General features: G+C 62.5%; 20 protein-coding genes. 15 read left to right on the plus strand and 5 right to left on the minus strand.

Going from position 1 to position 24657, the window contains the following annotated elements; all coding sequences use genetic code 11:
- The first annotated feature begins 5 nt into the window (after window positions 1-5).
- The 7 genes from G4923_RS12410 to G4923_RS12440 all read left to right on the plus strand — a co-directional run bounded on the left by G4923_RS12410 (window position 6) and on the right by G4923_RS12440 (window position 9742).
- Window positions 6-500 carry a fimbrial protein gene (locus tag G4923_RS12410; protein WP_111911534.1) on the plus strand — a complete coding sequence of 165 codons (495 nt, stop codon included), beginning with the start codon at window positions 6-8 and terminating at the stop codon, window positions 498-500.
- 9 nt (window positions 501-509) lie between these two features.
- On the plus strand, window positions 510-1202 hold the full coding sequence (locus G4923_RS12415) for a fimbrial biogenesis chaperone (protein ID WP_204356796.1): 693 nt from the start codon (window positions 510-512) through the stop codon (window positions 1200-1202).
- A 12-nt stretch (window positions 1203-1214) separates the two neighbouring features.
- Window positions 1215-3776 (plus strand): fimbrial biogenesis usher protein, encoded by a 2562-nt coding sequence (locus G4923_RS12420; RefSeq protein ID WP_205597079.1) that lies wholly within the window; start codon window positions 1215-1217, stop codon window positions 3774-3776.
- 68 nt (window positions 3777-3844) lie between these two features.
- The gene (locus G4923_RS12425; RefSeq protein WP_163137241.1) at window positions 3845-4954 is read left to right on the plus strand and encodes a fimbrial protein; all 1110 of its coding nucleotides are present in this window, start codon (window positions 3845-3847) and stop codon (window positions 4952-4954) included.
- Between the two features lie 10 nt (window positions 4955-4964).
- Window positions 4965-5486, plus strand: a complete 522-nt coding sequence (locus G4923_RS12430) for a fimbrial protein (RefSeq protein ID WP_106886499.1) — start codon at window positions 4965-4967, stop codon at window positions 5484-5486.
- A 276-nt stretch (window positions 5487-5762) separates the two neighbouring features.
- Window positions 5763-9122 (plus strand): Ig-like domain-containing protein, encoded by a 3360-nt coding sequence (locus tag G4923_RS12435; RefSeq protein WP_163137242.1) that lies wholly within the window; start codon window positions 5763-5765, stop codon window positions 9120-9122.
- A 365-nt stretch (window positions 9123-9487) separates the two neighbouring features.
- On the plus strand, window positions 9488-9742 hold the full coding sequence (locus tag G4923_RS12440) for a DUF6719 family protein (RefSeq protein WP_163137243.1): 255 nt from the start codon (window positions 9488-9490) through the stop codon (window positions 9740-9742).
- A 133-nt stretch (window positions 9743-9875) separates the two neighbouring features.
- Here the strand turns inward: G4923_RS12440 and prpF are convergent, their stop codons facing one another.
- The 5 genes from prpF to prpB all read right to left on the minus strand — a co-directional run bounded on the left by prpF (window position 9876) and on the right by prpB (window position 16139).
- Entirely contained in the window at window positions 9876-11078 is a 1203-nt protein-coding gene (prpF, locus tag G4923_RS12445; protein ID WP_163137244.1) for a 2-methylaconitate cis-trans isomerase PrpF, read from the minus strand.
- A gap of 154 nt (window positions 11079-11232) precedes the next feature.
- Window positions 11233-13863 (minus strand): Fe/S-dependent 2-methylisocitrate dehydratase AcnD, encoded by a 2631-nt coding sequence (gene acnD / locus G4923_RS12450; RefSeq protein ID WP_163137245.1) that lies wholly within the window; start codon window positions 13861-13863, stop codon window positions 11233-11235.
- Window positions 13863-14015: a hypothetical protein gene (locus G4923_RS12455; protein ID WP_163137246.1), complete on the minus strand. Its 153-nt coding sequence runs from the start codon at window positions 14013-14015 to the stop codon at window positions 13863-13865. Before G4923_RS12455 ends, acnD begins: the two co-directional genes overlap by 1 nt.
- Entirely contained in the window at window positions 14015-15175 is a 1161-nt protein-coding gene (prpC, locus tag G4923_RS12460; RefSeq protein WP_111911520.1) for a bifunctional 2-methylcitrate synthase/citrate synthase, read from the minus strand. Before prpC ends, G4923_RS12455 begins: the two co-directional genes overlap by 1 nt.
- Window positions 15176-15239: 64 nt before the next feature.
- Entirely contained in the window at window positions 15240-16139 is a 900-nt protein-coding gene (gene prpB, locus G4923_RS12465) for a methylisocitrate lyase (protein ID WP_163137247.1), read from the minus strand.
- Window positions 16140-16507: 368 nt separating this feature from the next.
- Between prpB and G4923_RS12470 the strand changes: the two genes are divergently transcribed.
- The 8 genes from G4923_RS12470 to G4923_RS12505 all read left to right on the plus strand — a co-directional run bounded on the left by G4923_RS12470 (window position 16508) and on the right by G4923_RS12505 (window position 24563).
- Window positions 16508-17488 carry a quinone oxidoreductase family protein gene (locus tag G4923_RS12470; protein WP_111911516.1) on the plus strand — a complete coding sequence of 327 codons (981 nt, stop codon included), beginning with the start codon at window positions 16508-16510 and terminating at the stop codon, window positions 17486-17488.
- Window positions 17489-17561: 73 nt separating this feature from the next.
- Window positions 17562-18410: a TauD/TfdA dioxygenase family protein gene (locus tag G4923_RS12475; protein ID WP_163137248.1), complete on the plus strand. Its 849-nt coding sequence runs from the start codon at window positions 17562-17564 to the stop codon at window positions 18408-18410.
- Between the two features lie 81 nt (window positions 18411-18491).
- Complete coding sequence (locus G4923_RS12480) at window positions 18492-19544, plus strand: beta-keto acid cleavage family enzyme (RefSeq protein WP_163137249.1); 1053 nt, start codon at window positions 18492-18494, stop codon at window positions 19542-19544.
- 190 nt (window positions 19545-19734) lie between these two features.
- Window positions 19735-21060 (plus strand): MFS transporter, encoded by a 1326-nt coding sequence (locus G4923_RS12485; RefSeq protein WP_163137250.1) that lies wholly within the window; start codon window positions 19735-19737, stop codon window positions 21058-21060.
- Window positions 21057-22040, plus strand: coding sequence for a DsbA family protein (locus tag G4923_RS12490; protein WP_163137251.1), 984 nt, complete (start codon window positions 21057-21059; stop codon window positions 22038-22040). The genes G4923_RS12485 and G4923_RS12490 overlap by 4 nt, the downstream gene beginning before the upstream one ends.
- Window positions 22028-23047, plus strand: a complete 1020-nt coding sequence (locus G4923_RS12495; RefSeq protein ID WP_163137252.1) for a YeiH family protein — start codon at window positions 22028-22030, stop codon at window positions 23045-23047. The genes G4923_RS12490 and G4923_RS12495 overlap by 13 nt, the downstream gene beginning before the upstream one ends.
- A gap of 90 nt (window positions 23048-23137) precedes the next feature.
- Complete coding sequence (locus G4923_RS12500; protein WP_106886511.1) at window positions 23138-23839, plus strand: CoA transferase subunit A; 702 nt, start codon at window positions 23138-23140, stop codon at window positions 23837-23839.
- A 94-nt stretch (window positions 23840-23933) separates the two neighbouring features.
- Window positions 23934-24563 (plus strand): CoA transferase subunit B, encoded by a 630-nt coding sequence (locus G4923_RS12505; RefSeq protein ID WP_111911506.1) that lies wholly within the window; start codon window positions 23934-23936, stop codon window positions 24561-24563.
- The last annotated feature ends 94 nt before the right edge of the window (window positions 24564-24657 follow it).

A 24657-nucleotide genomic window follows, 5' to 3' on the forward strand; every position in this document is an offset into this window, starting at 1 on the left:
AAGGGATGTCGCTGTCCATTCTGGTCGCCATGACGCCATTGGGTGTCGCGGCAGAGGGGGGCAAGCGAGTACGAACTGCCGGCGATGTGAACCTTGAGGGGCGCGTCGTTTATTCAACCTGTGCCATTGGCGCACCCGAAACAGCGCAGCTGATATCGTGGCAAGAGGGGCGAATCACGTCCACAGAGTGGACCGATGCCAAGTTGTTTGATATTCGGCTGAGCGAATGCACCTCTGCGGTCAGTCAGAATGTGAGTGTCCGTTTTAGCGGTGTCGAGGATGAGGGCACAGATGATGTCGGGAGATCGAATGAGGTTGAAGAGGGGGCCTGGAATTGGTCCGATGGTCGGGTGGTCATTCAGGTTGCCCATGATCCAACACTCTTGCGTTTCGTAAATGGTCCCGTATTCCGGTTCCACTCCAAATTCAAATTTTTGGTGCCCATGTCCAGTGAGTCACCGGTCAGCGTTCCAGTATATTTTTTAGTCGCCTATCCTTGAGAGGTATTTATGATAGCGCACAAAAGCATGCATTCACTTTTTATAGGGGCTGCCCTCTATTTCATCAGCACTGCCATTCATGCGGGTGGTGTGGTGCTGGGTGCCACTCGCGTTATATATCCTCAAGGCAATAAACAGGTGTCGTTGGCCGTGACCAACACCGATGAGAAGGCGCTTTTTTTGATTCAGTCCTGGTTCACGGATAGTGAGGGGAAAAAAAGCAATGACTTTGTGGTCACGCCACCATTGTTTAAATTGATGCCGAAAAAAGAGAACACCTTAAGAATTATTTATGTGGGGGCAAATCCGCTGCCCGCCGATCGTGAAAGTGTTTATTATCTCAATGCCAAGGCCATCCCTGCTGTTTCAGAGGCGGCTCAGAATAGTAATACCCTGCAAATTGCCACCCAGAGTGTCATCAAGTTGTTTTATCGACCCCAAGGGCTGGCCGTGCCACCGATAGAGGCGCCCGCCATGCTGCGTTGCAATCTCGAGGGCAGCATGCTGACGGTTCGCAACCCGTCGCCCTATTTTGTCACCATGGTCAATCTGCAGGTAGGAAAGACAAGAGTCGCCAACATGATGGTCCCACCATTGGCGACTGAGCGTGTCGACGTCGACAACTTGACGGGGGATGTGACATTTCAATCAATCAATGATTACGGTTCTCAAACCAAGCCGTCCATTTGCCCTAAATCGTAATGGATGCAAGCCATGTCGTATTCGAAGTCACTGGCCGTATTATTGGCGGGATGGGGCCTGCTCTCTGATGCTCAGGCCGATGTCCAGTTTAATCCTGCATTCTTGTCAGGTGATCCGTCCTCGGTGGCGGATCTGGCTGCATTTGAACAAAACGAACAGCTACCGGGAACCTACCGGGTCGATATATTTCTGAACGATCAGTTTGTGGATACCAGAGATGTGGTGTTCGCCGTCAGCACATCCAAAAAGGATGGCGATGGTTTGCGGCCAGTGCTCTCCGTCGATGATCTGGTTGCCTTCGGCGTCGATGCGCAAGCGCTGTCAGAGGGGCAGCCCGCCGTGGGGGAGGAGATGGCCGGGCCTGTCGATATTCGGGCGCTGATCCCCGGTGCCGATTATGTCTTCTACTTTGAGCGTTTGCGGCTCGATGTGAGTATTCCGCAGGCTGCCATGAGTCGGCGCGTGCTGGGTGAAGTCTCGGAAGAGCTGTGGGATGAAGGTATCAACGCGCTGATGCTGAACTACATGTTCAGTGGCAGCAACAGCGTAGGCAAGGAAGATATAGGTGATGACAGCTTTGTTGCACTCAACACCGGTATCAATATGGGGGCGTGGCGGTTTAGAAATTACTCGACCTGGAACAAGGGTGATGAATCGAGCGAATTGCAGAGTGTGAGCAATCATATTACGCGGGCCATCATCCCATTGAAGAGTGAACTCGTCATAGGTGATAGCAGCACCCTGTCCGACATATTTGACAGCGTGGGTTTTCGTGGCGTGCAGCTGGCATCAGATGAACAGATGTACCCCAGCAGCTTGCAGGGATATGCACCCACGGTACATGGCATTGCGAAGAGCAATGCCAGCGTCACCATCAAGCAGAATGGCTATGTGATTTACCAGACCCATGTTCCTCCGGGTCCATTTCTGATTGAGGATCTGTTTGCGACCTCGGCCAACGGCGACCTTGATGTGGAAGTGAAGGAGAATGATGGCAGCATCAGCCATTATGTTGTGCCTTTTGCATCCATTCCAACCTTGCTCCGTGAAGGTCGGGTGAAATATGACGTGACGTTAGGGAAATATCGTTCTGGCAGCGATATGCAGGAAGAGCCTGAGTTTATTCAGGGTTCCCTCGCCATGGGGGTTCAGGAAACGGTGACGCTCTTTGGCGGAACACAATTATCGTCGGATTATTACTCCTTTGCGGTGGGGATTGGCAAAAACATGGGGGACTTCGGTGCCATCTCGGCCGAGTTATCCTATGCAAATACGGTACTGCCGGATGAAAGCGAGACACAAGGACAATCCTTCAGCCTGCTTTATGCCAAATCACTGGTGGACCTTGGCACTGATGTGCAGCTACTGGGGGCCCATTATTCTACGCAGGGATATTACACCTTCGCCGATAGCACCTATAAATCCATGTCTGGTGATCTGGATGACGGTAATAATGAGTCGGACGATTCTGGCCATGATGATGAGCCAGTCAGCCGCTATGACCTCAATTATGCCAAGCGCGGCAGGTTGGAGGGCAGCATATCCCAGCAGATAGGGGATGCCGAGTCGGTCTATTTGAGTGCGCGAGTGCAAAATTATTGGGAAACCGATGAAGAGGACAGATATCTGCAACTCGGTTATTCCGGTGTGTGGAAAGACATCACTTACTCACTCGCATACAGCTATAACCAGAGCGCCTTTGAACCTGAAGAAGACAAGGTCATCTCGCTGAATATTTCCCTCCCCGTCGGGCGATGGCTGGCAACCTCGGATGATTACGCCTCTGCCTACGCTGATTATGGTGTCAGCTACGATGCGGATGGACGGACGACGAACCGGATTGGGCTGAGCGGGACCGCCTTGGAAAATAAGAACCTGAATTACAGCGTTCAGCAGGGATATACCAACCAGGACGTGGGATCCAGTGGCAATGCACAGATCCAGTATCAAGGCGCCAGAGGCGATATTGAGCTCGGATATAACTACAGCGAGGACAAGCAGCAGGTGACCTATGGCGGAACTGGCGGTGTTGTGGTGCATGCGGGCGGCGTGACCTTCAGCCAGCCACTTGGCAACACCAATATTCTGGTGGCGGCACCGGGTGCCGAGGGGGTCGAGATTGAGAACACCATAGGCACTGTCACCGACACCGATGGCTATGCCGTCATCCCTTATGCCTCTAGCTATCGCCTGAACCGCGTCGCGCTGGATGTGAATTCGTTGCAGGACGACGTGGAGGTGGATGAAGCCGTCGCCATGGTGGTGCCGACCGATGGCGCCCTGGTGCGTGCAACGCTTGAGACCAGGAAAGGGATCAGAGCGCTGTTTGCGCTGACTTTCGATGGCAACCCCGTTCCCTTTGGCGCGCGTGTTGTCAGCGAGCAGGAGGGCGTATCGGGCATTGTGAGTGAGGAGGGGGTGGTGTACCTGGCTGGTCTGGCTCCCACAGGATCCCTGGATATCCGATGGGGTGCCGGGCAGGATCAGCGCTGCGAGGCTGATTACCTGCTGCCGGAACCGGCGAAGCAGGCACCCATCACCCGGTTAGCCATAGCCTGTCATCAGAATAAATAGACGCATCGTCAGTGTTTCTCCTGAATGCTTGATAAATATTCCTGTTATTTAAATGAAAGGTGTGAGTAATGAGGGTGTGTCATTATTTTTCAGGTGACCAGTGGGCCTATATGGGTGGCAAGAGTGCATTCACCGGGTTGATACGTTTGGCCATGATTTCTGGAATATGGGGAAGCATGATGGCGAGTGTATTTCATGCATCCGCCGTCTCGGCCAAGACATATCTGGGGCCACCCAGTGGTCAAATAACCATAACGGCACCAGAGAATAATTCCGAGGCTTATCTGGTGGCGAATGCAGGATTGACAGCCGCCAATGTCTGCCACCCAAGTGATCCCACGGTCAAAGATAGAGAGGGGAGTTTTTTCAGCTATACCGCGGCCACGGCTCATACCGTCGAATTTAATGGAAAAGTACATACCCTCATGTCAACGGGTAATCCCTATTTCGGGGTCATAGTCCCGACCAGGGATACCTCAGCCCCAGACAGTGATGCCGTCCCCCTTGCCTGGACGTTCACGACCTGGTATCCGACCCCTAATTCAACACGAGTACCTGGCACCGATGCCATTGATGCAAGATTTCGTTATGTCTTGTATGCCATGCCCGGTGAGTTGCCAGCAGGCAGTTATGTGATCCCGCAAATGGAGGCGTTTTTGGGTGTTGATTGCCGAGATGAGGAAGGGAGGACATATCAGGATCGCGTCGGGCAGCGGGCCTTTACTGTCAATGTCGCCGCCCGGGGGTGCGACGTGACCTCTCCGGCGCATACCTACATCGACTTCGGCGAGCTGAGTTCCCGTGATTTCTCCGCCGTTGGCAGTACCACCAGCACTATCCCCACCATGATCAGCTTGCAGTGCGATCCCAATGTCGAGATCCACTTCACACTCTCGGATCAGACCAACCCGAGCAACAGAACCAGCATCGTAGAGCTGACTGCCGACAGTACCGCCCGTGGGTTGGGGGTTCAAGTGGTCAATCCAGGGAGCGGCAAGTTCTATTCGCTGGGGCCCGATGACGCCAGCAACCACGGCATCAATCAAGTCTGGCTGGGGCAGAGTGGTCCCCAGGGTGGCACATTCAACTTCCCCCTCGGCTTTCGCTATATCCGGACCGGGGAGATGACGGCCGGTACGGCGACGGCCCTAGTGGGTGTCACTTTATCCTATCAATGAGGCGGACGTGATGAACAGCAAGATAGCCGCGAGCATCGGCCTTGCCCTGTGCGGCGCCGTCTTCTTCGCCGGGGCGGCGGATGTGACTATTGAGGTGCGCGCTACCCTGATCCAGCCGGGTTGCGTCATCAACAACAATGCGGCCGAAATCGTGGACTTCGGCACCTTCCCGTCCAGCAGCATCAGACTGGGGGCGCCCCCCTCTCAACCTGGTTTGATCCAGACGGTTTCTATGCCCATCAGCTGTGTGGACATGGGCACAGGAGTGACGCTGAGTGTCAACGCGGCGGCCTCTGCGGAAAACCCCGCGCTGATAGAGACCGGCAAGGCGGGGCTGGGGGTGGCTCTCTCGACCCAGAGTGACGTGGCCGACAGCGGTGACTGGATAGTGCCCAATACCGGAAAACTGTCGGTGCCTCTGCTCAATGGGGAGGGGACAGTGCTCTTCTATGCGGCCCCTGTGGGTACAGGCGCCCTGCCACAACCCGGGGTGTTCAGCGCCCAGGCCGTCTTGAATGTGGAATACCCATAACCCCGGTGGCTGCCCGGATCCGGCCAGAGGAATCCTGGCGATGGCGCGCCCTCTGATGGTCTCTGTCTGACCCCATGCCCGCGTTGGCAGCCACAGCTCGCCCTGCTCGATAGCCCGGTGAATCCGGTTCTCTCGTTTTAATGTGCCCTTGTGATGACCTGATCCCGGTGATTCTGGCTGGCCTCTGCTGGGTCGCAATAGGGCGCTTGCCCAGCCGCAAAAACGACAGGGCAGGGGGGCAAGGTATACAAGTTGAACAGCTTATTAGGACATACGATGAAACAACTATTCATGTGGATATGCGCGTCCATGGCGGCCTTGTTGCTGACCGCCTGTGGCGGGGGAGATGAGGACTCGTCATCACAGCCGGAGTCCGGGAGCGGCGCGACGGCCATAGTCTCGCTGCAGGTAACCCCGCCCCAGGGACGCATACCTGTGGCGCTGGGGCTGCAATATGTGGCGCAGGCGCTGATGAGCGATGGCAAGGTGCAGGATGTGACGGCGCTCGGCGATCTTCAGTGGCGCAGCAGCGACAGCGCCATCGCGACCATCACGAGCACAGGGCTGGCGACCGGAGTGGCGCCGGGCAAGGTCACCATCACGGCGTCAGGAGTGGGGGCCAATGGCACTCCTGTCGAGGCGAGGGCGCAGCTGGAGGTCAGCAATGCCCAGGCCATAGGGTTGCAGGTGGCGCCCCCTGCCACCCTGGTGGCGTCGGGCTTGAGCAAGCGCTTTACCGCCACCCTGCAGCTCTCCGACGGTACCACCCTGGATGTGACCCCTGAGGTGAGCTGGGCCAGCGATGATGCGGGCACCGCCACAGTCGCGCAAGGGTTGGCGACCGGGATAGGGTCGGGCGTGGCCAGCCTGAGTGCGAGCGGTCTCTTCCAGGGCAAGAGCGTCAGTAGCGCGGCGCAGCTCACGGTGAGCGACGCCACAGTCACCGCCTTGCAGGTGACCCCGGCAGCGAGCACGACGGCGATCGGCCTGGCACAGCCTCTGATCGCCACCGCTGTGCTCTCAGATGGCACCAGTCAGGTGGTGACGGACATAGTGAGCTGGAGCAGTGGTGACAGCGCCACCGCCACCGTCAGCAATGAGCAGGATCTCTGGGGGCTGGCGAAGGGGGTGAGTGCCGGCACCACGACCATCACGGCCGTTGGCACCTTCAATGGTCAGCCCATCGCTGGCTCGGCTCAGTTGAAGGTGAGCGATGCCACAGTGACAGCACTGCAGCTGACGCCCCCCAGCCTGAGGGCGCCGATAGGTTTGCCCCAGCAGTACAGCGCGACCGCCATGCTGTCTGATGGCAGCAGCCAGCCTGTGCTGGATGCCAGCTGGAGCAGCAGCGATCCCGGCATGGCTACCATCAGTGTCACCGGCTTGGCCACGGGGGCCAACGCCGGCACCGCCACCCTCAACGCCAGCACCAGCGTCAACGGCCAGATCTTCAGCGGCAGCGCGCAACTGACAGTGACAGACGCCACAGTCACCGCCTTGCAGGTGACCCCGGCCAGGGGCTCGGTATCTATTGGCACTAGCCAGCGTTATGAAGCCACGGCACTGATGTCGGACGGCACCAGTTTGCCGATGAGCAGCAGCGCCAGCTGGGTGAGCGATCCCCTTGTTGCCATCCTCAATGGAAGCACGGCCACCGGGACGGGGGCGGGTACGACGGACATCAGTGCCACCGCCGTCGTCAATGGCGTCACCGTCAGCAACAGCGCCTCCCTGACGGTGAGCGGTGCCGATGTGACCAGCCTGGAGGTGAGGCCTGGCATAGAGGCGGTACCTATGGGTCTGAGCAAGCCGTTCACTGTGCGTGCCTGGCTGTCGGATGGCTCCAGCCAGGAGATGACAGGCAACGGCAATATCAGCTGGAGCAGCAGCGACAGTGGCGTGGCCACAGTCGACGGCACCAGCGGATTGGCCACCGGGGTGGCGTTGGGCTCGGCCTATATCAGCGCCGCAGGCAGTGTCAACGGCCGCTTCCTGAGCGACAGCGCCTCGTTGGCGGTGGGCGATGCCACCGTGATGGGGGTGGAGGTCACGCCGGATCCGGCTACTGTGCCAGCCGGGCTCAGCATGCAGCTCACCGCCACCGCCCAGATGTCCGACAACAGCACCCAGGACATCACCAGTTCCGCCAGCTGGGGCAGTGACGCCGCGGGGGTCGCTACCGTCATCGGTGGCTTGACGACCGGGGTGAGCGTGGGGGAGGCCATTATCACGGCCACCGACATGGTCAGCGGCCAGTCCGGCAGCGCGGCCCTGACGGTGACCAGTGCCGTCATGACAGCGCTGGCCGTGACCCCCAAGACAGCGACCGTCTCGGTGGGGCAAGATCAGCAGTTTGATGCCACGGCGACCCTGTCCGATGGCAGCAGCCAGGATATGACCAGCTCGGTCAGCTGGAGCAGCGGCGATCTCGCCCTCGCCTCCATCGGCAGCAACACCGGCCTGGCGACCGGGGTGGCGGTGGGCAGCAGCACCATCACGGCGATGACGCTGGATGGCTCCTCGCTTAGCGACACGGCCGAGCTGACGGTGACGGGGGCCGGTTGTGCCACGGATACTCTGGTCGATGGGGCAGGCAAGACCTGGACCTGTCCGCTGACCCAGTCGAAGGCCGATGCCGAGGGTATTGCTTACGGTATGACCTATAGCGAGAACGGCATTATCTATGCCCTGTTGAATTGGCCGCAGGCAGACGCCTACTGCACCGGCCTGGGGGATGGGTATTACCTGCCGAGCCAGAATGAGTTGCAGGGACTGTACGACGAGTTTGGTAGCCTGGAAAACCATGCGGGCTGGCCGGGCGAGAGAGCCTACTGGTCGTCGACCATGGGGACTAATGCGGGCTCCCACTATCGCTTCTATTTGGGGAATGGCACCAGCGGTGGTACGGCACACGATGCCAACAACTACGATAACGTGACCTGTGCTAAGTTGCCTCCGACAACGGTCTCCCTGGTCGTGACGCCGGCTGATAGCTCGTTCCTGATAGGGGAAACCAAGCAGTTCACCGCCATGGCTACTCTGTCCGATGGGAGCGTCGTGGATGCGAGTGCCAGCGTCGCCTGGAGCAGCGGCAACAGCGCCATTGCCACCATCAATGGCGACGGCCTGGCCACGGGGATTGCTGGTGGTGCCACCACCATTGCTGCGACGATGCAGGATAGTTCAGGGGTCAGTGCCACTACGCAGCTAACCGTGTATTACCCCCTGCCAGCTTATGGTACTGGCTGTGTTATAGGCATATTGGTCGACAGTTTTGGTGCCGAATGGACTTGTCCGCCGCTGCAAAGCGAGGTGGATGCCGCGGGGATCCCATATGACGGCACAATTAAACACAATGGAAAGACCTACGTCACGATGACATGGCCTAACGGAAACAACTATTGCACTTACCTGGGGCAAGGTTTTCGCCTGCCAACCCTGGCTGAGTACCAGGGACTCTTTGCGGAGTTCGGTGACTTGTCGATAGCTGCCGGTTGGCCGACTAGCTCCTATCACTGGACGGGCGATTATAGCAGTGGCAGCAATCACTATGCGTTCAGCACTATGTATGGCGGCCATAGTTCGATTCCCGACGCTTACTACCATTTTGTGTCGTGCCGGCGGGCAGCAGAGTAATTTGTGCTGGTGACCAACGCTCACCCTCAAGCGCAGGGGGCATGGCGAGGAGGGATAGCGAGTCTGGCGGCAGCCGGCGTGCGGACAGCCTGGGTATATGGGCTGTCCGCCTCGGTGCCATAACGGTGTCAGCCGCAGATCCTGACAGGATGTGACAGGTAGCATCCTGCTTGTCTGCCTTTATGACGTAATGGAGTACAAAGCCCGAGTGACCCTGTCACTTGGGCTTTTTGTTGTGTCTGGATCCGTCGGTGCGCCGCCCGGGGAGGCTATCGGGCAGCCATGAAGGGTGACTACACTGCCTGGGTCGGTACTAGGGGATGCACAGCTTGGTGCAGATTCCGCCGCACACAGGGGAGTGGCCTATGGCTGTCATATGGAAGAGCGCGCTGTTGTCAGGGGGGTTGCTGCTGGTGGGCCTGGTGTCGGGGTGCACCTATTTCGCGCCGGCCCCCATCAGTTATCTGAGTCAGGATCCCGCGCCGGGCAAGCTCCCTTATGGGAAGCTTGCCTATGTGGACGACGGCCAATGCCCGGATGGTCAGGTGAAGCGGCTGATCGGTGGCGATGCGAAGAAGAGCATACCGCGCCATGTGGAGTGCGTGGCGCGCCCGAAATAACGGGTGGATAAGCAGAGGAGTAGCCTTGCGTGCGAGGAGGGGGAGGTCAGCCCCCAATACGAAGGTCACCATAAGAAGGCCCGGGCAATTGCCCGGGCCTTTTCATTTTGGTGGTGTGCAGGCTTGCTGCGGGCTAGAAGGCATCCCCAGGTACCCGCACCCAACCCTCCATCAGGATGCGGGCGGAGCGCGACATCACCGCCTTGGTGACAGTCCACTCGCCATTCACCTGCCGCGCCTCGGCACCCACCCGCAGGGTGCCGGACGGATGGCCGAAGCGCACCGCCTCGCGCTCGCCGCCACCGGCCGCCAGGTTCACCAGGGTGCCGGGGATGGCCGCCGCTGTGCCTATGGCCACGGCGCAGGTGCCCATCATGGCGTGGTGCAGCTTGCCCATGGAGAGGGCCCGCACCAGCAGATCGACCTCATCGGCCTTCACCTGCTTACCGCTGGAGGTGCGGTACTCCCTGGCCGGCGCGATGAAGGCGACCTTGGGGGTGTGCTGGCGGGTGGCCGCCTCGGCGGGCGTCTTGATGAGCCCCATGCGCAGGGCGCCGGCAACCCGGATGGCCTCGAAGCGGGCCAGTGCCTCGGGGTCTGTGTTGATTGCCTCGCGCAGCTCGGTGCCCTGATAACCGATCTCCTCGGCATTGACGAAGACGGTGGGGATGCCGGCGCTGATCAGGGTGGCCTTGATGTTTCCTATGCCTGGCACCTCGAGATCGTCGATGAGGTTGCCGGTGGGGAAGAGGGCGCCGCCCTCCTCCCCATCGTCGGACGGATCGAGAAACTCCAGCACGACCTCGGCGGCGGGGAAGCTGACCCCGTCCAGCTCGAAGTCACCTGTCTCCTGCACCTGACCGTTGCTCACCTGCACATGGGCGATGATGGTCTTGCTGATGTTGGCCTGCCAGATCCGCACCACGCAGGTGCCGTCTTGGGGAATGCGGGCGGGGTCCACCAGCCCGGCGTGGATGGCGAAGGCGCCGGCGGCGGTGGAGAGGTTGCCGCAGTTGCCGCTCCAGTCCACGAACGGCTTGTCGATGGCAACCTGGCCGTACAGGTAGTCCACGTCGTGATCGGGCTGCTGGCTTTTGGAGAGGATCACGCACTTGGAGGTGGAGGAGGTGGCGCCCCCCATGCCGTCCATGTGGGCCGAGTAGGGATCGGGGCTGCCGATGACGCGCATGAAGAGCGCGTCGCGGGCTGGGCCCGGTTGCTGGCAGCGTTCTGGCAGATCACCTAAGCGAAAGAAGACGCCCTTGCTGGTGCCGCCGCGCATATAGGTGGCCGGGATCCTGACTTGAGGTGTGTGAGTCGAAGAGAGTGGGGCCATGAATCTTGTCCTGAAAAGAGTGACGGTTCCTTCTTCCTCGGGGAGAAGGTGCCCTAAGGGCGGATGAGGGGAGATCCCCTCACCCCAACCCTCTCCCAAAGGGAGAGGGAGCACATCATGCCTCTCCCGGTGAAGGGGAGGGGAATACCATATATCAGCTGGCGGCCTTGTGGGTGGTCGCTTCCAGGAAGTCCTGGGCGAAGCGCTGCAGCACGCCGCCGGCCTCATAGACCGAGACCTCCTCGGCGGTGTCGAGACGGCAGGTCATGGGCACCTCGAGCGTCTCGCCGTTGCGCCTGTGAATGACCAGCACGAGATCGGTGCGCGGGGTGCGCGCCCCCTTGACGTCATAGGTCTCGGTGCCATCCAGCCCCAAGGTCAAACGGCTGGTGCCCGGTTTGAACTCCAGCGGCAGCACCCCCATGCCGATCAGGTTGGTGCGGTGAATGCGCTCGAAGCCTTCCGCCGCTATCACCTCCACCCCCGCCAGTCGCACGCCTTTCGCCGCCCAGTCACGGGACGAGCCCTGGCCGTAGTCGGCGCCCGCCACTATGATCAGCGGCTGCTTGCGGGCCATGTAGGTTTCGATGGCTTCCCACATCCGCATGACCCGGCCCTCCGGCTCGACCCGGGCGAGGGAGCCCTTCTTCACTGCGCCGTTCACCACCGCCATCTCGTTCACCAGCTGAGGGTTGGCGAAGGTGGCGCGCTGGGCGGTCAGGTGATCGCCGCGGTGGGTGGCGTAGGAATTGAAGTCCTCTTCCGGCAGGCCCATCTTGTGCAGGTACTCACCGGCCGCGCTGCTGCGCATGATGGCGTTGGAGGGGGAGAGGTGATCGGTGGTGATGTTGTCCGGCAACAGCGCCAGCGGCCTCATGCCCTTGAGGGTTCGTTCCCCCGCCAGCGCCCCTTCCCCCTCTTTATCCCAATAAGGCGGGCGACGGATATAGGTGCTCATGGGACGCCAGTCGTACAGGGGCGCCACTTTGGGGCCATGGTCTTCCTCTATGGTGAACATGGGGATATAGACTTGGCGGAACTGCTCCGGCTTCACCGAGGCCCTGACCACGGCATCAATCTCGTCATCCGACGGCCAGATGTCTTTCAGGCGAATTTCCTTACCGTTCACCACTCCCAGCACATCCTTCTCTATGTCGAAGCGCATGGTGCCCGCGATGGCGTAGGCCACCACCAGCGGCGGCGAGGCGAGGAAGGCCTGCTTGGCGTAGGGGTGGATGCGACCGTCGAAGTTGCGGTTGCCCGACAGCACGGCGGTGGCATAGAGATCACGATCGATGATCTCCTGCTGGATGGCGGGATCCAGTGCGCCTGACATGCCGTTGCAGGTGGTGCAGGCGAAGGCCACTATGCCAAAGCCCAGCCGCTCCAGCTCGCTGTCCAGTCCCGCCTCTTTCAGGTACAAGGCCACCGTCTTGGAGCCCGGTGCCAGGGACGACTTGACCCAGGGTTTGCGGGTCAGGCCGAGCTGGTTGGCGTTGCGCGCCAGGAGACCTGCCGCAATCACGTTGCGCGGGTTGCTGGTGTTGGTGCAGCTGGTGATGGCGGCGATGATGACGGCCCCATCCGGCAGCAGGCCGTCGGCCTCCTGGGCGCGGGCCTTGTCCAGATCCACCGCTATGCCGCGCGCGGCAAGATCGGCCACCGGCAGGCGGCGGTGCGGGTTGGAGGGGCCCGCCAGGGTGCGTACCACGGTTGAGAGATCGAAGTGCAGCACACGTTCGTACTGGGCGCTCGCCAGGCAGTCGGCCCAGAGGCCCGCCTCCTTGGCATAGGTCTCCACCAGCTTGACCTGCTCACTATCACGGCCGGTGAGGCGCAGGTAGTCGATGGTCTGCTGGTCGATGAAGAACATGGCCGCGGTGGCGCCGTACTCAGGCGCCATGTTGGAGATGGTGGCGCGATCGCCGAGGGTGAGGGCGGCGGCGCCTTCCCCATGAAACTCCAGGTAGGCGCCGACCACTTTCTGCTGACGCAGGAACTCGGTCAGCGACAGCACCAGATCCGTGGCGGTGATGCCGGCTTGCGGCTTGCCACTGAGCTCCACGCCGACGATCTCCGGCAGGCGCATCCAGGAGGCGCGCCCCAGCATCACGTTCTCCGCTTCGAGCCCACCCACCCCCACCGCTATCACCCCGAGGGCGTCCACGTGGGGGGTGTGGCTGTCTGTGCCGACACAGGTGTCCGGGTAGGCGAGGCCCCTGTCGCTGTGAATGACCGGCGACATCTTCTCCAGGTTGATCTGGTGCATGATGCCGTTGCCCGGCTGGATCACCTCTATGTTCTTGAACGCCTGCTTGGTCCAGTTGATGAAGTGGAAGCGATCCTCGTTGCGGCGATCCTCGATGGCGCGGTTCTTGGCAAAGGCATCGGGATCGAAGCCGCCGCACTCCACGGCCAGGGAATGATCGACGATGAGCTGCACCGGCACCACAGGGTTCACCTGGGCGGGGTCACCGCCCTGATCGGCGATGGCATCGCGCAGACCGGCCAAGTCCACCAGGGCGGTCTGGCCCAGGATGTCGTGGCACACCACCCGGGCCGGGAACCAGGGGAAGTCGCGATCGCGCTTATTCAAGGCGATCTGGCCGAGGCACTCGGTGAGGATGGCCGGATCGCACTTGCGAACCAGGTTTTCGGCGTGGACGCGGGCTGTGTAGGAGAGTCTGTCCCAGGCGCCGGGGGCGATGGCGTTCACCGCTTCCCGGGCGTCGAAGTAGTCAAGCTGAGTGCCGGGCAGGGGCTTGCGGTATTGTGCGTTGGTCATCACTTGTGCTCCTGATTCTGCTCGGCATGGACGCGGGCTGTGCAGGAGAGCCTGTCCCAGGCGCCGGGGGCGATGGCCTCGACCGCCTCCCGGGCGTCGAAGTAGTCAAGCTGAGTGCCGGGCAGGGGCTTGCGATATTGTGCGTTGGTCATCACTTGCGCTCCTTGAGCGGCACGAACTTGAGATCCTCCGGGCCCACGTAGTTGGCGCTCGGGCGGATGATCTTGCCGTCGATGCGCTGCTCGATGACGTGGGCCGACCAGCCGGAGGTGCGGGCGATCACGAACAGCGGGGTGAACATGGCGGTGGGCACCCCCATCATGTGGTAGCTGACGGCGCTGAACCAGTCGAGGTTGGGGAACATCTTCTTGGCTTCCCACATGGTGGACTCCAGGCGCTCGGCGATGTCGAACATCTTGGTGTTGTGCTGCTCCAGGCTGAGCTCGCGAGCCACCTCTTTAATCACCTTGTTGCGGGGATCCGAGACGGTGTAGACGGGGTGGCCGAAGCCGATGACCACCTCCTTCTTCTCGATGCGGGCGCGGATGTCGGCCTCGGCCTCGTCCGGATTGTCGTAACGCTTCTGGATCTCGAAGGCTACCTCGTTGGCGCCGCCGTGCTTGGGCCCGCGCAGGGCACCTATGGCACCTGTGATGCAGGAGAACATGTCGGAGCCGGTGCCGGCGATGACGCGGCCGGTGAAGGTGGAGGCGTTGAACTCGTGCTCGGCATAGAGAATGAGGGAGGTGTGCATGGCGCGCACCCAGGAGTCGCGGGGCTTCTCACCGTGCAGCAGGTGCAGGAAGTGGCCGCCGATGGAGTCGTCGTCGGTCTCCACATGGATGCGCTTGCCGTTGTGGCTGAAGTGGTACCAGTAGAGCAGCACCGAGCCGAGGCAGGCCATCAGCTTGTCGGCGATGTCCCGGGCCCCCGGGTGGTTGTGATCCTCCTTCTCCGGCGACAGACACCCCAGCACCGAGGTGGCGGTGCGCATCACATCCATGGGATGGGCGCTTGGGGGCAATTGCTCCAGCGCCACCTTGACCCCGGCGGGCAGGCCGCGCAGGGACTTGAGCTTGGCCTTGTAGCCGGCTAACTCTGCGGCATTGGGCAGCTTGCCGTGCACCAGCAGGTGGGCAATCTCCTCGAATTCGCAGCTGGTGGCCACATCCAGGATGTCATAGCCACGGTAGTGCAGATCGTTGCCGGAGAGGCCCACTGTACAGAGGGCGGTGTTGCCGGCGGCGGTGCCGGAGAGGGCGACGGATTTCTTCGGCTTGAAGCCGGGGGTGGTTTCCACAAGTGCGCTCATCACAGGTTTCCTCATTCAGTCCGTTGAAGCGCCGGCGGCCAGCATGAGGCGGCCGGTCGGCATGTTATTCCTTGGTAGACAGGTCCTTGGTGAACAGCCTGTCCAGGGTCTGCTCGTAGTGGTGGTAGCCGAGGAAGTCGTAGAGGGACTCTCGGGTCTGCATGGTGTCGACCACGGCACGCTGGTGGCCGTCGCGGCGAAGCTGCTGATAGACGTTGAGGGCGGCCTGGTTGGCGGCGCGGGCGGCGCTCAGGGGGTAGAGCACCATGTCGACGCCGTGGGCAGCGAGGGCCTCCTTGTCAAACAGCTCCGTCTTGCCGAATTCGGTCATGTTGGCGAGGATGGGGACGCCAGCCGCCTGCTTGAAGCTGTCGTACTGGTGAAGTTCGGTGACCGCCTCGGCGAAGATCATGTCGGCTCCGGCGGCGGCGTAGGCCGCTGCGCGCTCCAGGGCCGAGCCCAGCCCTTCCACCGCCAGGGCGTCGGTGCGGGCCATGATGACGAAGCTCTCGTCCTGGCGGGCATCCACCGCCGCCTTGATGCGATCCACCATCTCGGCCATGCTCACCACCGCCTTGTTGGGCCTGTGGCCGCAACGTTTCTGGGCGACCTGATCCTCCATGTGAACGGCAGCGACCCCGCCGCGCTCGAAGGCACGGACGGTGCGGGCTATGTTGAAGGCGCCGCCCCAGCCGGTGTCGATGTCCACCAGCAGTGGCACCTGGGTGGCGGCGGTGATGCGCTCGGCATCGATGAGCACGTCGTTCATGGAGGTCATGCCGAGATCCGGCAGACCGTAGGAGGCGTTGGCCACCCCGGCACCGGACAGATAGAGGGCCTTGAAGCCGCTGCGTTCGGCCATCAGCGCCATGTAGGCGTTGATGGTGCCGACGATCTGCAGGGGTTTCTCATTGGCCAGCGCGGTGCGAAAACGCACCCCGGCCGAGGGGGACAAGTTAGACATAGTGACTCCTTTCATGCTGCTCATGTTTTGCTGTGAATAGAACCATCTCACACTACGTTGACGTTAACGTCAATTATGCTTAGGTCCAAGGCCCGTCACTGAGCGGGCAAAGGCGGCTGCTTCCTGGATAAATCCCTGTAATTCAATTAAATACCTTCAGGCTCCAACACTTGCCCGGCCATGTCGCCTCGCCGTCATGGGGGAACAGGGCCGATTCTGTCGTCTTCCCCGAGGGCGGGCAACGAATTCGAAGGGGGGTGTCATGAGATGAAAAGTGGCTGTCGCCCGATGAAAAGCGGCCATTCACCCAACCCCCTAGATTCAATCCGGACGATGCATTTCATTCACGAACGGATTGGAGAACAGAGATGGCCAACGCCATACGCTTTTATGAAACCGGGGGCCCGGACGTGCTGCGCTACGAAGAGGTGGCGGTGGGCGAGCCCGGTCCCGGCCAGGTGCGCCTGCGCCATGCCGCGGTCGGCCTGAACTATGCCGACACCTATTTTCGCAATGGCACCTACCCCATCCCCATGCCCAATGGCCTCGGTGTCGAGGCAGCCGGGGTGGTGGAGGCGGTGGGCGAGGGGGTCAGCAACGTGGCGGTGGGCGATCGCGTCACCTACACCGGCTTTATCAACACCCTCGGCGCTTATTCTACCGAGCGCCTGATCCCGGCCGCCCCCCTCATCAGACTGCCGGACAGCATCAGCTGCGAGACCGCCGCCGCCATGACAATGCGGGGCCTGACGTCTGCCTACCTGATGCGCCGCATCCATGACTTCAAGCCCGGTGACAGCATCTTGCTGCACGCGGCGGCGGGGGGCGTCGGACTCATCGTCGCCCAGTGGGCCAAGCTGCTGGGGCTGACGGTGATAGGCACCGTTTCGAGCGACGCCAAGGCCGAGCTGGCCCGTGCCCACGGCTGCGACTTCACCATCGACTACAGCCGCGAAGATGTGGCCACCCGGGTGCGTGCCCTGACTGGCGGCGCCGGGGTCGACGTGGTGTTTGACAGCGTCGGCAAGAGCACCTTCATGGGCTCGCTTGATTCCCTCAAACGCCGCGGCCTCATGGTCTGCGTCGGCACCGCCTCCGGTCCCATCGAGGGCTTCAACCCGCAATTGCTGGCCATGAAGGGCTCCCTCTATCTGACCCGCCCGGCGCTCGCCGACTACATCGCCGATCCCGCCGAGAAGGAGGCCCTGGCCGGCGAGCTGTTCGATCACGTGGCCAGCGGTCGGATCAAGATAGAGATCAATCAGCGTTACGCGCTGCAGGACGCAGCGCAGGCTCACCGCGATCTCGAGTCGCGCCAGACCACGGGCTCCTCCGTGTTCATCATCTAGGCCAAGGATCCCAGGCCAGCCCGCACTGGAGGGCGGCGCCTGCAGCACTGACTTGTCATTCAGGGAGAGAGACATGCGTGTAGAACAACTGACCTGCCACATAGGCGCCGAATTGAGCAGTGTCAACCTGGCGGACGCCGTTCACGATGAGGGGCTGTTCGCCGAGATCCGTACCCTCTTGCTCAGGCACAGGGTGCTGTTTTTGCGCAAGCAGGATATCAGCCGCGCCGATCACGTGGCCTTCGCCCGCCGCTTCGGCGAGCTGGAGGATCACCCGGTGGCGGGCAGCGACCCGGAGAATCCCGGCCTGGTGCGCATCTACAAGTCCCCGGAGGTACCCAACGATCGCTACGAGAATGCCTGGCACACCGACGCCACCTGGCGCACCCAACCGCCCATGGGGTGCGTGCTGCGCTGCGTGGAGTGTCCGCCCGTGGGGGGCGACACCCTCTGGGCCAACATGGTGGTGGCCTACGAGCAGCTGCCGGGGGAGATCAAGGAGAAGATCGCCGGCCTGCGTGCCCGTCACAGCATAGAGGCGAGCTTCGGGGCGGCCATGCCCATCGAGAAGCGGTTGGCCTTGAAGGCCCAGTTCCCGGATGCGGAGCACCCCGTGGTGCGCACCCACCCGGAGACAGACGAGAAGATCCTCTTCGTCAACGCCTTCGCCACCCATCTCACCAATTTCCACACCCCGGCCCACGTGCGTGTCGGCCAGGACTACAGCATGGGGGGCAGCGATCTGCTGCGCTACCTGATAAGCCAGGCCTATATCCCCGAGTATCAGGTGCGCTGGCGCTGGCAGCCGGGCAGCATCGCCATCTGGGACAATCGCAGCACCCAGCACTATGCCGCCATGGACTACCCCCCCAGCCATCGCAAGATGGAGCGGGCCGGGATCATGGGAGATACCCCCTTCTGATCAAACCCCGGGCCCCGCGCCCGGGAGAGATCACCACGCCCGGCTCTTCATGGAAGGCCAGCCAATTTAAGGAATGAACAGATGCAATTTTTTGACGATTCCCTGCACCCGGAAAACATGGAAAAGGTGGTCATCACAGTGGCCCCCTACGGCCCAGAGTGGGCCCCTGGCGACTTCCCGGAAGACATTCCGGTGACCATGGAGGAGCAAGTCCAGAAGGCGGTGGAGTGCTTTGATGCCGGCGCCACAGTGCTGCACCTGCACGTGCGCGAGCTGGACGGTACCGGCTCCAAGCGGCTGTCCAAGTTCAACGAGCTGATCGCCGGGGTGCGCAAGGCGGTGCCCGACATGATCATCCAGGTGGGGGGCTCCATCTCCTTCGCCCCGGAAGGGGAGGGGGAGGCGGCCAAGTGGCTCTCCGATGACACCCGTCACATGCTGGCCGAGCTGACCCCGAAGCCGGATCAGGTCACTGTGGCCATCAACACCACCCAGATGAACATCATGGAGCTGCTCTACCCCGAGTACCTGTCGGGCACCTCGCTGGCGAACCCCGCCTACCAGGCGGCCTATAGCGAGATGACGGTGCCGGCCGGCCCGGCCTGGGTGGCGGAACACCTCAAGCGACTGATGGCGAATGGCATCCAGCCCCACTTCCAGCTGACCGGCATGCACGCCCTCGAGACCCTGGAGCGGCTGGTGCGCCGGGGTGTCTACATGGGGCCGCTCAACCTCACCTGGATCGGCATCGGCGGCGGCTTTGACGGTCCCAACCCGTTCAACTTCATGAACTTCGTCCACCGTGCGCCGGACGGTGCCTGCGTCACCGCCGAGTCGCTGCTGAAAAACGTGCTGCCCTTCAACATGATGGCCATGGCCATGGGGCTGCACCCCCGCTGCGGCATAGAGGACACCATCATAGGTCAGCACGGCCAGCGCATGAGCTCGGTGGAGCAGATCCGCCAGTGCGTGCGGGTCGCCCACGAGCTGGGTCGCGAGGTAGCCAACGGCAAGGAGGCGCGCGCCATCTACCGCATCGGCGTGCAGTACGACAGCGTGGAGGAGACGCTGCTGGCCAACGGCATGGCGCCGAACCGGACCCCTGGCCAAAAAGGAGTGCCACAACGGTCCTGAGCCAGATGGGTCGCCGCAAAAATAGCGGGGCGGCGACCCCCCAACACTGTTTGCCAAACGGCCTTGCGCCTTGCACTATGCAGCACGCAGGGTAACTGAGTGATGAATCAATATTGTCTGGCCGGGGGCGTCTGCCGCCGGTCCGTTGACCGAAAAACCCAACCCAATTTGCAGTAGCGCGAGGGATTGTATGGCTACGTATCATATCGATGACGACCCAGAGGCCGGCAAGGTTGCCGTGCCCCGTCGTTATGCCTGGATAGTGTTTGCGCTGACCTTCGGTCTGCTCATCTCCGATTACATGTCGCGTCAGGTGCTCAACGCCGTCTTCCCCATGCTCAAGGGGGAGTGGGCGCTATCCGACACCCAGCTGGGCCTGCTCAGCGGCATAGTGGCACTCATGGTCGGGCTCTTGACCTTTCCGCTCTCCCTGCTCGCCGATCGTTTCGGCCGGGTCAAGAGCCTGGCCATGATGGCCGCGCTCTGGAGCCTGGCGACCCTGGGCTGCGCCCTGGCCCAGGACTATGAGCAGATGTTCGTCGCCCGCTTCCTGGTGGGGGTGGGGGAGGCGGCCTACGGCAGCGTCGGCATCGCCGTGGTGGTCTCAGTGTTCCCGCGGGAGATGCGGGCCACCCTATCCGGCGCCTTCATCTCCGGCGGCATGTTCGGCTCTGTGCTCGGCATGGCCACCGGGGGCGTGCTGGCGCACTTCCTCGGCTGGCGCTGGGCCTTCGCCGGCATGGCCCTGTTCGGCCTGGTGCTGGCGGCCATCTATCCCCTCATCGTCAAGGAGGCGCGGATCTCCCAGACCAGCCGGGCGGCACGGGGGAGCACGGAGGCGGGCCGCAATCCCCTGCGCAGCCTCTACTCCAGCCGCTCGGTGATCTCGGCCTATGTGGGCAGCGGCCTGCAACTGTTCGTCGGCGGCACCGTCATCGTCTGGATGCCGAGCTATTTCAACCGCTACTACGGGCTGGACACGGACAAGGCGGGGCTCATGGCCGCCATCATAGTGCTGTGCAGCGGCGCCGGCATGATCCTCTGCGGCATGCTGAGCGATCGGCTGTGCCGCAACCGGCCGGATCGCAAGATAAGCCTGGCCATCGGCTATTGCCTGGGGAGCTGCGCCCTGCTGTCGCTGGCGTTTGCCCTGCCATTCGGTCTGCCCCAGTTGCTCCTCATCGGTCTGGGCATGTTCATCGCCACCGGTACCTCGGGTCCCGCCGGTGCCATGGTGGCCAACCTCACCCACGCCAGCGTGCACGGCACGGCCTTTGCCACCCTGACCCTTGCCAACAACCTGCTCGGGCTGGCTCCTGGCCCCTTCATCACCGGCAAGGTGTCCGACCACATAGGCCTGGACAACGCCTTCCAGCTGGTGCCCCTCATCAGCGTCGCGGCGGCCGCCGTCTTCTTCTACGGCAAGCGCCACTACCACAAGGACGTGGCCCGGCTCGACGGTGACGCTGGCCGCCAGATCATCACTGGTCCCCAGGGCTCGGAGGTGAGGGCATGAGAATCTGCATCGAGGTCTATGTCGATTTCATCTGCCCCTGGTGCCTCATCGGCAAACGCCAGCTGGCGCAGGCCCTGACCCAACTGCGGGCAGAGCGGCCCGAGGTGCAGGTCGATGTAAGCTGGCGCGGGGTGCAGCTGCTGCCCGCGCTGCCGGTGCAGGGGGAGGATTTTCACGACTTCTACCTGCGGCGCCTTGGCAGCGAACAGGCCATGGGCCTGCGTCAGGCCCAGGTGCGGCAGGCGGCGGCCAGCGTCGGCGTAGAGCTGGACTTTGGCAATATCCCCCGCATGCCGAACACGGCGGATGCCCACCGCCTGTGGCAACGGGCCTGCCAGCTGGGATCGCCGGCGCAGCTGGACGAGTTGCTGGAGTGGCTGTTCGCCTGCCACTTCCTGCACGGTGGGGATCTGGGGGATGGTGCTACCTTGCTGGGGCTGGCCGAGGCGGCGGGCTTTGGGTCCACCGATCTGGTGAGCAGCCTGCAGGGGGACGAGACTCCCTTCCACTGCGATCTGCCCGGGGCGGCCCAGCAGGGGGTGCCCAGCTTCGTGATGGGGAAGGGCTTGACTCTCAGCGGGGCCCAGCCGGTGGTGAAGCTGCTGGCCAGCCTGCGCCAGGCGCTGGATGCGGCGGCCGGGGCGACGGCTGCGCGTATCTTGGTGCCAGCCGAGCGGGTGCCTGAACCGGGCAAACGTATCCTCATCGAGGCCCAGGGCAAGAGCCTGGTGCTGTTCAACGTCGATGGCCGCTTCCACGCCATCGACGACAGTTGCCCTCACCAGGGGGCCTCATTGTGCGGGGGGCGGCTGGAGGGGGAGGTGATCCAGTGCCTGGCCCACGGCCTGCGCTTCAACCTGACGACGGGGCTGCTGCTGAACTCGACCCAGCTCAGGGTCGGCCGCTACCCGGTCGAGCGGGAGGGAGAGGGGCTCGCCATCCTCATCCCATCCCGGGAGGTCAGCCCATGCTCACCCTGACCATGACGGATCGCTATCAGCGGGTGCGATCCCTGGCCCCCGGCATGGCGGTCAGCATCACGGTGGCGGCCGCCGCCACCTTCCTCTCCGAACATTACGGCGCCCCCGTGCTGCTGTTTGCCCTGCTGCTCGGCATGGGGCTGAACTTCCTCTCCGCCGAGGGGACCTGCAAGGCGGGCATCGAATTCACCGCGCGCAGCGTGCTGCGCATCGGGGTCGCCCTGCTCGGCATGCGCATCACCCTGGGCCAGATCGCCGAGCTGGGCTGGATGCCGGTGCTGCTGGTGGTCACCCTGGTGGTGGTCACCATCAGCCTCTCGGTGGTGGCGGCCAGGCTGATGGGATTCCAGCGGCTGTTCGGCATGCTGACCGGGGGGGCGACCGCCATCTGCGGCGCCTCCGCCGCCCTGGCCCTGGCCGCCTCCTTGCCCAATCACCCCCAGAAGGAGCGCGCTACCCTGTTCACCGTGATCGGGGTCTCGGTGCTCTCCACCCTGGCGATGATCCTCTACCCCATGATCGCCCGCTTCTTCGAGCTGACGCCGGTGGAGGCGGGGGTCTTCCTCGGCGCCACCATTCACGACGTCGCCCAGGTGGTGGGAGCCGGCTACAGCATGTCCACCGAGACCGGTGATGTGGCGACCGTGGTCAAGCTGATGCGGGTCGCCATGCTGCTGCCGGTGATCGTCGTCGCCGCCATGATCACCCGCAGGCGGGGGGCGGATCCCGCCTCTGGCAAGCGTCCGCCCCTGCTGCCCCTGTTTGCCGTCGGCTTCCTGGTGCTGGCCTGCATCAACAGCACAGGCTGGGTGCCCGTCCCGTTGCAGGAGGGGGTCAACGGCCTGTCACGCTGGTGCCTGGTGATCGCCATCGCCGCCATCGGCATGAAGACCCAGCTCAAGGAGCTGGCGGCGGTCGGCATCAAGCCCATCCTGCTGATGGTGGGGGAGACCGCCTTCCTGGTCGCCCTGGTGCTGACCCTGATGCATTGGGGCATCAAGCCTTAGGAAGGCCATGGATGCCGACTCAAAAAAAACAGCCATAAAACGAACGCGCCCCTGTGGCCAACGGACTAGCCAGAGAGCAGAGAGGTAGTTATGAACAAGGTTTATCCCAGCGCCCAGGCCGCCCTGAGCGGCCTGGTGCAGGACGACATCACCATAGCCTCGGGGGGCTTCGGCCTGTGCGGCATCCCGGAGCGGCTCATCGAGGCGCTGAAGGGGAGCGGCAAGGGCGGCTTCACCATCATCAGCAACAACTGCGGGGTGGATGACTTCGGGTTGGGACCGCTGCTCCACAGCCGCCAGATAAAGAAGATGATCTCCTCCTACGTGGGGGGCAACAAGGAGTTCGAGCGCCAGTATCTCGCGGGGGAACTTGAGCTTGAGTTCACCCCCCAGGGGACGCTCGCCGAGAAGCTGAGGGCTGGCGGCGCTGGCATCCCCGCCTTCTTCACCCGCACCGGTTACGGGACGCTCATCGCCGAGGGCAAGGAGACCCGCCAGTTCGACGGCGAGTGGTATGTGATGGAGCTCGCCTTGACCGCCGACATCGCGCTGATCAAGGGTGCCAAGGCCGACAAGGCGGGCAACCTGATGTTCAACAAGACGGCGCGCAACTTCAACCCGCTCTGTGCCAAGGCGGGGCGGGTCTGCGTCGCCGAGGTGGAGGAGATAGTCGAGGTGGGGGAGCTGGCCCCGGACGAGATCCACCTGCCTGGCATCTATGTGCAGCGGCTGGTCTTGAACCCCGACCCCGAGAAACGCATCGAAGTGCGCACCGTCATGGAGAAAAACTGACATGCTCTGGACCCGTGAAGAGTTGGCGCAGTACATCCCCCAGGAGCTTCTATTGGCTTTCTTTTTCCAACCGTGCGCAGCGAGGAACTAAATCATGGCCTGGACCCGTGAAGAGATGGCGCAGCGCGCCGCACAGGAGCTGCAAGATGGCTTCTACGTCAATCTGGGGATCGGCCTGCCGACCCTGGTGGCCAACTATATCCCGGACGGCATGGAGGTGTGGCTGCAGAGCGAGAACGGTCTGCTCGGCATAGGCCCCTTCCCGAGCGAGGCCGAGCTGGACCCGGATCTCATCAACGCCGGCAAGCAGACCATTACCACACTGCCCGGCAGCAGCTTCTTCGACAGCGCCGAGAGTTTTGCCATGATCCGCGGCGGCCACATCAACCTGGCCCTGCTCGGGGCCATGCAGGTCTCCGAGCGCGGGGATCTCGCCAACTGGATGATCCCGGGCAAGATGGTCAAGGGCATGGGGGGGGCCATGGATCTGGTGGCCGGGGTCAAGCGGGTGGTGGTGCTGATGGAGCACTGCGCCAAGGGGGGGGAGCACAAGATACTGGAGTGGTGCTCCCTGCCGCTGACCGGGGTCGGCGTGGTGGATCGCATCATCAGCGATCTCGCCGTGCTGGACGTGACCCCGAACGGCCTTCGCCTGGTGGAGCTGGCCCCCGGCATCGAGTTCGAGGCGCTGCAAGCCGCCACCGGCTGCGCCATAGCGCGCTGACGCTTAGCCATCCACGGGGAGGGCGCTCGCGCACTCCCCGCTATTGTTTCTCGCCATCTACGTCTCTTGCCCCTTGGCTATCCTGCACAAACCC

Source organism: Aeromonas rivipollensis (genome assembly GCF_010974825.1).
GTDB classification, from domain to species: Bacteria; Pseudomonadota; Gammaproteobacteria; order Enterobacterales; family Aeromonadaceae; genus Aeromonas; species Aeromonas rivipollensis.